General features: G+C 37.4%; 6 protein-coding genes, 1 rRNA gene and 2 riboswitches. All 7 genes read right to left on the bottom strand.

Annotated features, from left to right (window positions below; translation table 11 throughout):
* Positions 1–72, bottom strand: a 16S ribosomal RNA gene (locus NY607_RS22735); the annotation flags it as partial.
* Between the two features lie 424 nt (positions 73–496).
* Complete coding sequence (locus NY607_RS22730) at positions 497–1,798, bottom strand: NCS2 family permease (RefSeq protein ID WP_131522313.1); 1,302 nt, start codon at positions 1,796–1,798, stop codon at positions 497–499.
* Between the two features lie 131 nt (positions 1,799–1,929).
* Positions 1,930–2,031, bottom strand: a riboswitch (purine riboswitch).
* Positions 2,032–2,240: 209 nt separating this feature from the next.
* Entirely contained in the window at positions 2,241–2,909 is a 669-nt protein-coding gene (locus tag NY607_RS22725; RefSeq protein WP_237898753.1) for an MOSC domain-containing protein, read from the bottom strand.
* A 174-nt stretch (positions 2,910–3,083) separates the two neighbouring features.
* On the bottom strand, positions 3,084–4,637 hold the full coding sequence (gene guaA / locus NY607_RS22720) for a glutamine-hydrolyzing GMP synthase (RefSeq protein ID WP_131522315.1): 1,554 nt from the start codon (positions 4,635–4,637) through the stop codon (positions 3,084–3,086).
* A 157-nt stretch (positions 4,638–4,794) separates the two neighbouring features.
* A riboswitch (purine riboswitch) is annotated at positions 4,795–4,896 on the bottom strand.
* A gap of 32 nt (positions 4,897–4,928) precedes the next feature.
* Complete coding sequence (locus NY607_RS22715) at positions 4,929–7,112, bottom strand: transglutaminase TgpA family protein (protein WP_259420413.1); 2,184 nt, start codon at positions 7,110–7,112, stop codon at positions 4,929–4,931.
* Positions 7,109–8,290, bottom strand: a complete 1,182-nt coding sequence (locus NY607_RS22710) for a DUF58 domain-containing protein (RefSeq protein WP_259420412.1) — start codon at positions 8,288–8,290, stop codon at positions 7,109–7,111. Before NY607_RS22710 ends, NY607_RS22715 begins: the two co-directional genes overlap by 4 nt.
* Complete coding sequence (locus NY607_RS22705) at positions 8,287–9,231, bottom strand: AAA family ATPase (protein ID WP_131522318.1); 945 nt, start codon at positions 9,229–9,231, stop codon at positions 8,287–8,289. Before NY607_RS22705 ends, NY607_RS22710 begins: the two co-directional genes overlap by 4 nt.
* Between the last annotated feature and the right edge of the window lie 86 nt (positions 9,232–9,317).

Genomic DNA, 9,317 nt, shown 5'->3' with positions numbered 1-9,317 from the left:
TGTTCGCTCGACTTGCATGTATTAGGCACGCCGCCAGCGTTCGTCCTGAGCCAGGATCAAACTCTCCATAAAAGAAATTTGATTAGCTCAAATTGTTTTGCTGGCATCATGTTTGATGTCCAAAATTGTGTTTCGTTCACTAGCAAAACTAGCTACTTAAAACTTTATTGATTACGTTTTGCTTGTTCAGTTTTCAAGGTTCATTTACTAGTTACACTAAGTAACTTTTTATAATTTAACATAATGTTAACTCACTGTCAACTGTTTATGTTAATATTTTTTAAGTTGTCCGTTTGTTTCGTAACAACGTGTTTAAATATATCATCTTAAATTTAAGTTTGCAAGTGTTTCATTAAAGTAAAACTATTCACATTATTTAAAACCGAGTTCCTTCTATATAACTGTTAAAATAATAACTTCTTTTATTTTGAATCAACTCAATAAAAAACACCTCTAATTGTTAGCAACTTACTAACAATTAAAGGTGTCTGTTTAACTAACGTACCCAAATGAAGTATGCAAGGAAAACAAAGAATAGACCGTACATCATTGGGTGAATTTCTTTTTTACGACCGGCTAATAACATTGTAATTGGATAGAATACAAAGCCGATTGCAATACCAGTAGCAATTGAATAGCCAAGTGGCATCATTAACACTGTAAAGAATGCAGGTACTGCTATTTCGAATTTGTCCCAATCAATTAAACGTAAGGACGATACCATTAGTACCCCTACGATTACTAAAGCTGGGGCAGTAACTGCTGGTGTTACCACTGCTAGTAATGGTGAGAAGAATAATGCAACTAAGAACAGTACTGCTGTTACGACTGCTGAAAATCCTGAACGAGCGCCTGCAGCAACTCCAGAAGTTGACTCTACATACGCTGTTGTTGTTGACGTACCAAATAAAGAACCGATAGTTGTTGCTAGTGCATCTGCCATTAAGGCACGTCCTGCACGCGGTAATTTATTATCTTTTACTAAGCCTGCTTGTGTCGCAACAGCCATTAAAGTACCAGCTGTATCAAAGAAATCAACAAACAAGAATGTTAACACTACTACTAAAAACTTCACGTTAAATAATGTACCGAAGTCACCAAGTGGTTCTAGTGCTACCATGAATGTAGAATCTACACTTGGAATAGCTGATACAACTGCTGTTGGAGGATCAATGATACCTGTGATCATCCCAATAATTGCAGTAATCACCATTCCTAAGAAAATACCGATACTGCGCAATTTAATAATAAGAATAACTGAAAGAATAATTCCGAATACCGCTAATAAAGTAGCGCCTGTGAAACTTCCTAAAGTGACTAAAGTCGCTGGGCTATCGACAATGATCCCTGCTCCTTGTAAACCAACAAAAGTAATAAATAAACCAATACCTGCAGAAACTGCATACTTAAGTTGTACTGGAATAGCATTAATAACAGTTTCGCGGATACCAGTTAAAGATAAAATAATAAAGATAATCCCTGAGAAAAACACGCCTGTTAAACCAGTTTGCCACGGAATACCGTATGCTCCGACTACAGTAAATGCAAAGAATGCATTTAACCCCATCCCAGGAGCAAGTGAAATCGGAAACTTAGCGAAAATCCCCATAATCAAAGAACCGACTGCTGCTGCTAATGCTGTTGCTACGAAAACAGCACCTTTATCCATCCCTGCATTTTCTAGAATACCTGGGTTAACAGCTAGAATATATGCCATTGCAAGGAAGGTTGTAATACCGCCTATTATTTCGCGGCGATAATTAGTTCCTAATTCATCGAACATGAAATATTTTTTCATTATCAAAAAATCCTCCGTGTGGTCGTCTTCAATATCGAAAACAAAAAAGACACGCTGACTACTCTACTAGTCGCATGTCTACGATATATTTCATCACAATTAGTGTGTGAAACAAATTAGTGTTTATACGTTTATGTATAAACCTAAATCGTAGTCAAGTTATTTACGGTAACTTGGTAGAAACTCACGGGCCTTATCCCCGACATTATACGACGACGTATTTAATTTACATTCGTAATATATCATTTCGTTTTTTAGATTTCAACCCTATTTCCGAACATTTTTCTAAAAAGAAATACGAAAGTTCGTGTAAAATTCTTATTTAATGTTCAGGTTCTATTAAATACATTACTAAAGAGGCTTTGTACTGAACATTCCACCAATCAGTTTAAAGAAAAAATCCCCTAGAAATTCTAGAGGATCCTTCTTTTGAGCTTATGTTTTAACTCATCACTTTACTTTGCAAGATTTGAATTCTTTTTTCTAATTTTTCTTTCCAATCTTCTGCTAATGCATCTACTGCTTGTATTTGTTTCATAGCGATTGCATCATTGTTTTTGAAGTACACTTCATTGCAATACAAAACAGAGATACGTGCAGGATGCTTTTCTACAAGCTCAATTGTTGAATCTGCACAGATTGTCCCTTCTTCAAGTACACGCGCAAGGAAACCTGTATAGCCTGTTTCGATTAAACGTTTGAGTAATGTGTTTGCCTCGGTATATCTATCAATCGTACTACATGGAATACGTCCCTGTGTAATTTGAATGACAGCATCTCCAATTTTATAAATATCACCAATACACACATCTGCTTCTAACATATTTGTTACGGTTAAATTTTCGCCAAATGCAGCAATAGGTAACGTTTTTCCAAGTTCCTGTTCCCATTGTATGTAATGCTCCGCAGGATATAAACAAACTGCTCGATCAGGGCCACCGTGATGTTTTTTATCTGCCACATCATCCCCTTCAAAGCCTTGAGAGGACAAATAAACTTCTTGCACTCGTTGCTTTTCAATCCCTGTAATCATTGAACGTCCTTTACTATCAACCAATTCTTTTGGCATCCCAACCGTTAATGTATGAATCATTGGTTTATTTTTCTCCATTTAAATCCCCCCCTAATCTGAATAGTATAATTTCTTGTGCATTCATTTAGTTTACTACATACAACACTTTACCAGCAATTTTTGCAGTTGAGATACTTCATTAAGCCATAAATTCAGAAGGAATTAAATCAAAAAGGCCCTAAAAACCTCTCAGGGCTTTTAGGGCTTTTGCTATTATTCCCACTCAATCGTTGCTGGTGGCTTAGATGTAATATCATACAGTACGCGGTTCACGTGTTTTACTTCGTTTACAAGGCGGACAGAGATTTTCTCTAGTACATCCCAAGGAATACGTGCCCAGTCAGAAGTCATACCGTCGATAGATGTTACGGCACGGATACCTATTGCATAGTCATACGTACGAGCATCGCCCATTACACCAACTGAACGGATATCAGGTAATACCGTAAAGTACTGCCAAATGTCACGCTCAAGACCAGCTTTTGCGATTTCTTCACGTAGAATGAAATCAGATTCACGAACGATTTCTAATTTTTCTTCTGTTACTTCACCAAGCACACGGATACCTAATCCAGGACCTGGGAATGGTTGACGCCAAACGATTTTTTCGTCAAGTCCAAGCTCTAAGCCTAGCGCACGTACTTCATCTTTAAATAAAGTTTTCAGTGGCTCGATTAGTTGGAATTGCATATCTTCAGGAAGACCACCAACGTTATGGTGTGATTTGATTGTTTGTGCAGTTGAAGTACCAGATTCAATAATATCTGTGTAAAGAGTTCCTTGTGCTAAGAAATCCATACCCTCAAGCTTAGATGCCTCTTCATCAAATACATAAATGAATTCATTACCGATAATTTTACGTTTTTTCTCTGGATCAGAAACGCCAGCGAGTTTGTCCATGAATCGTTTACGTGCATCGATTTTAATAAGATTCATGTCAAAGTCTTCTGTGAATGTTTTCATTACTTGTTCAACTTCACCTTTACGGTTTAAGTTGTGGTCTACGAACATACAAGTTAATTGATCGCCAATTGCTTTATGGATTAACACCGCTACCACTGATGAGTCTACACCACCAGAAAGTGCACATAATACTTTTTTATCGCCAACGATTTCACGAATTTTTGCAATTTCAAGCTCAATGAAGTTTGCCATTGACCAATCGCCCTTCGCTTCACAGATGTCGAATACGAATTGACGTAATAGATCATTACCATATACAGAGTGACGTACTTCTGGATGGAATTGTACAGCATATAGTTTACGTTCAACGTTTGCCATTGCAGCAATCGGACAAGATGCGCTAGTTGCGATGACTTCAAATCCAGCTGGAACTTCTGTTACATGGTCACCATGGCTCATCCAAACGATTTGTTCTGTAGGTAACTCACCAAATAATTTGTTTGGTGTTGTTACTTGAATTTCGGCTTTACCATACTCACGTGTTTCAGCACCTTCAACTTTACCGCCGTTTGTATGTGCCATTAATTGCATACCATAACAAATACCTAAAATCGGTAAACCTAATTCGAAAATAGCTGGATCCACATGAAAGGCATTTTCATCATAAACAGAGTTTGGACCACCTGAGAAAATAATACCTGTTGCGTTCATATCTTTAATTTCTTCTGCAGTTACCGTATGTGGATGTAGTTCACTAAAAACACCAAATTCACGAATACGACGTGTAATTAATTGGTTAAATTGGCTGCCGAAGTCTAATACAACGATTTTTTCTTGCTCTTTTAATAAAGGGCTAGCTGTCAAAATTTCCACCTCTTCTATTATTTTTAAAGGATATTTTTCATGTGTTCAAAGAAAAACGCGAAGAAAGTAAAAAAACTTTCTACGCGTCCATAAGCTCTAGAATATTGATAAAGGCGAATGCGTAGCAAAGTAAAGTGATTTACTATACTTTTCACCTAACGAAAACATCCGCCTTCATAGAGAAATCATTTAAGGTGATTTCGTAGAAACATCCGAACCCTATTATCGAACTTATATGAAAGCAATCCTTACATTTAATTTTTTTCATTTTACTCTTTGTCTACGTTAAAATCAACTGATAGTGCGATTGATTAAATATTCCCAACTTTCTTTCAGCTTCATGAAATCAACATCTTCTTTGTCTTTTCCATAAATATGTTGCTCGTAGACTACCGTCAGCTTTTGCATTTCATCTGTTTCTAATGCTGCATCTACACGCTCTGCGAATGCACTTAACGTTTCTCCATCTTTTCTGCGCAAACCAATGCGAGATAATTGCTTCAGTAAAACATGGTAAGAAGAATCGAAATTTGACCAATCCGCTACTTTTTTACGGTATGCTCGAACATGCATCTTAGGAATCCACGTTTTACGCTGTAAGAATAAAGAAATACCCGTGATTATGAATAATACAACAATTATTACCCAAACATAGGCAAACTTTTTCATCCATAACCACATTGCATCAAAGCTAAATGTTGATTTCATCTGTTCCTTCTCGGTTACCTGTTCTTGCGGTTGTGGCTGCTCGGGTTTTGATTCTGGCTGCACCACTTCCTCCTCATCAGACGTATCTAATGGGATATCATAATCGATATTGACATTTCCAGAAAAGCCGATTGTCGGTTCAAACTCCATCCATCCCGTTCCAGGTATAAATGCTTCTACCCATGAGTGCGCATTGTCATTCGTGATGCGATATTCACGTAACCCATCTGACACAGGGCCTGCAGTTCCAGGCGCAAAACCTTTCACCCATCGAGCTGGGATCCCTACTGAGCGTAAAAGTACCACCATTGAAGTGGAGAAATTATCACAATACCCTACTTTTGTATCGAACAAAAATTGATCGACATAGTCTTGATTTTCACCAGGAATAGCAGCTTGCGTTTTATCGTATTTAAAACCATTTGTTCTAAAATAACTTTCTACAGCCTTAATTTGTTCATAAACCGTATCTTTCTTTTGCGTTATTTCAGACGCTAAGTCCCTTACACGTTGAGGAAGTTGGTTTGGTAACTGTAAAAATCGATCAAAGGAAGAATCCATTGTTTCAAGTGTTGCTGGATATGACAATTGGAGCTGCTCCATACTATAAACAGGCTCACTATAAGACAATGAATAGTTTGATAATGATTTCGATTCCCCCACCTGTTGTTCTATATTCATTCTTTCAGTCTGCTCATCTTGAATAAATAAAGTGGAATCTTGAGCCGAAACAGAAAGCATACCATATGTTTGAATTAAAAATGGCATTGGAACAGCAATGTCTAATTGAATCTGACGTTCATTTTCAGGTGGCCCGACTTGTAAAGAAGTCAGAATGGGTGTATTTGACTCATAAACATTTTTCCCAAAGTTCCCCTCTGAAACAATCCAACCTTTCGACGTATACGTATCTTTTGTTTCAATGCGCCAGTAATGGCGATCACGAGAAGAGGCAGTGAAAATTAACGTATTATCTCCTTGGAAAGGACCACCTAACTGACTATCATCTTGGCTATAACCAACTGATTTTTGACCATTTCCATTTCCATCTTGTCCAGTAACACCTTGGATAAAGGGCACAGGATCTGCCCATGTTGGTCCAGTCTTTGGTAAAAAGAATGCTACAGAACTAATGAGCAATACAGCTACTAGCATGGGAATCACAATTTTCCATTTTTCCATTGCCGTACTTGTAGTTTCCACTTGAAGCCATAGACGCTTGACAAAAAGAACACCTGTCATGATTAATCCTAAAACAACAACTTTTACAATTGCCACTTTACCATCATAGTCACTAAATGTATCCAAAGTAGCAATAAAAAATACGGTCATGGCAAAGAAGTAGAATATATTTTTTCGCACCGAAACCCAATGGTGAATTAAATAAACTAGCATCCAAATTAACACAAGAAATAATACTGTTCTGAAAACATCTGAAACCCGTCCAAAGTCACCTGTTAGAATCGTGGTTATGTTCCCTTTCCCTTCAGCCAATAAAAAAGGCAATGTATTACCAGATAATACAGGACTAGGGCTATAGATAAAAACGATAAACCAGGTAATATAACCAAACTTCACTAACCCTGATAGCAAAGGATGTACGCGGAAAAGACTTAGCGCTAAAGACATACCGATAAAGACTAAGAAAAGATGCATCCCACCTGTATTCGTTAATTGCATAATGGGAATAAGCCATTCACGCAAAATGAAAAATACAATAACATAAGCTATGGCTAATTCTAAAAATTCTCCTAATGTTTGCTTCACGGTCTCATCACCTCCGTGAATAAATGATAGAAATCTGCTGGATTTACATAAATAACTTGAATATGTTTATACCGCATCGCAAGCTCAGATTGCACTGGTGGCTGCTTGGCCACTACAAAACAAATACAGCTTTTCACAATATTTGCAAGAGTATGTAGTAATTCATCTGAAACATCACTTGTCACATAAAGCAGTGTTGCAACTTGCTTAAAGGCTTGTTGGTCATGAAATCGAAACTTGACATTCTCCGTAGGTTTTATCGCAGCTAAATAATACATGACCTGATCTAAATGCTTGTCCCCCTGTATAGCAGGGAATACTTTCGTCATTTCTCCAGCAGAAATAAAGGATAAATCTCCTCGTTCCTGAACGATCATCTGTAGCATTGAAGCCACTAACTCCACTTTTTCTTCAAACATTATGGATTTTGTTGCGTCTAGCACTAACATTAGTTCTGATGATTGTCGATCCTCAAATTCCTTAGACTGCAACTTTTGTGTACGTGCAAATGATTTCCAATGAATCCATGAAAAACGATCTCCAGGAACGTACTCTCTTAATCCAACAGCCATCGATGTGTCCTTCACAATAGAGTATGGTGACATCATCGGGCCAACATCATATTTTGTTTGAAGCGCAGCATATTTCATCTCTTGTATTCTTGGGTAAACTAAAATAGTTTGGTCCTTTTCTGCTACGACAACCTTTTTAGCCCAGCCAAAAAAATCGTAGAAAATAATTGTAACACCTAGGTAGCGATGTTCACCACGTGGCATATTCTCCAATTCATATTGCCAGCTAAAGTCTTTTTTAAATCCAACGAACTTAATGGCATTCGCATTTTGTATTTTAGCTTGCACTAATCCCTCACTATCCACAAGTTCCTCCATTACGATATAGGCAAACGGAAAACGTGTTTTACGTTCTATCGTAATAAGCACCTTCGCTGATTGACCGCGTTCTATATGAATCGGGTCAATCTTACGTTCGATTAGTAAAATATCCTCTCTAACGATAAAGAACATACATGCATACACTAAAAACGGACTAACCGTAAAAAATACAAACCAGCTCACAAATCCACCTTGGAACATTGCATAACAAAATGTTACGATCATCAAGAAAGCGATTAATAGGAAATGTTTACTTTTTTCTACAAAAGCTTTCCATCGCCTCATTGTTCTGCAAACCTCTTTGTCGGAACTGGTGTTTTAGCAATGATACGCTGGATAATTTCGTCTGCCGTCACATTATCATAGCGTGCATCTGGTTTTAAAACTAAACGATGACTAAAAACAAATGGCACTAAATATTGAACATCATCAGGGGTAACATAGCTTCGCCCTTTCAAAAATGCGTAAGCTTGAGAAGCTTTCATTAGTGCTATTGTGGCACGAGGACTCACACCTAAATAGACATAATTATTTTCCCTTGTTAGGGTAGCAAGCTCCACCATATAATTTTTAACAGAATCTTCTACATACACACCTTGAACAAGTTCCTGTAATTCGATTAATTGCGCTACCGATAATACCGCTTCGATTTTTTCAATGGCTTTACCATTCTCAGCTCTTCGTAAAATTTCAACTTCCTGCCCCCTAGATGGATAGCCCATTTTTATCTTTAAGAGAAATCGATCTAGTTGTGCTTCAGGTAAAGGATAGGTACCTTCATGCTCAATGGGATTTTGTGTAGCCATCACAAAAAATGGCTGATTGATTATCAACGTTTTCCCATCAATAGTAACAGAAGCCTCTTCCATTCCCTCTAACAAGGCTGATTGAGTTTTCGGAGACGTTCGGTTAATTTCATCGGCTAGTACAACATCCCCCATGATTGGACCAGGACGAAATTCAAACTCCATTGTCTTTGGATTATAAATAGAAATACCGACTACATCTGATGGCAATAGATCTGGCGTAAATTGAATACGCTTAAATTGTGCATCAAAAGATTTTGCAAGTGCTCGCACCATCATTGTCTTTCCTACTCCAGGTACATCCTCCAACAAAACATGCCCTCTTGCCAATAATGCGACAATACTGAGCTCGGCAATTTCTCTTTTACCAATCATTACTTTTTCTATATTTTCTAAAACATTCTGTATTTGAGCATTCATTAATCGAAAAGCCTCCCATTCCATCAAGCAATTGTGTGAATTGCAAGCAAACTTAATCTAAGCATAGCGAAATCTGTCCTGTAAAA

Source organism: Lysinibacillus sp. A4 (assembly GCF_024919535.1).
Classification (GTDB): Bacteria; Bacillota; Bacilli; order Bacillales_A; family Planococcaceae; genus Lysinibacillus; species Lysinibacillus capsici.
The sequence above is the reverse complement of the archived record's forward strand: the minus strand, read 5'-3'. Positions and strand labels throughout refer to the sequence as shown.

What these genes read in the sequence shown, in the direction of transcription:
- NY607_RS22730 (WP_131522313.1), bottom strand. Translation starts at nt 1,798, where the DNA reads ATGAAAAAATATTTCATGTTCGATGAATTAGGAACTAATTATCGCCGC.
- NY607_RS22725 (WP_237898753.1), bottom strand. Translation starts at nt 2,909, where the DNA reads ATGGAGAAAAATAAACCAATGATTCATACATTAACGGTTGGGATGCCA.
- NY607_RS22710 (WP_259420412.1), bottom strand. Translation starts at nt 8,290, where the DNA reads ATGAGGCGATGGAAAGCTTTTGTAGAAAAAAGTAAACATTTCCTATTA.
- NY607_RS22705 (WP_131522318.1), bottom strand. Translation starts at nt 9,231, where the DNA reads ATGAATGCTCAAATACAGAATGTTTTAGAAAATATAGAAAAAGTAATG.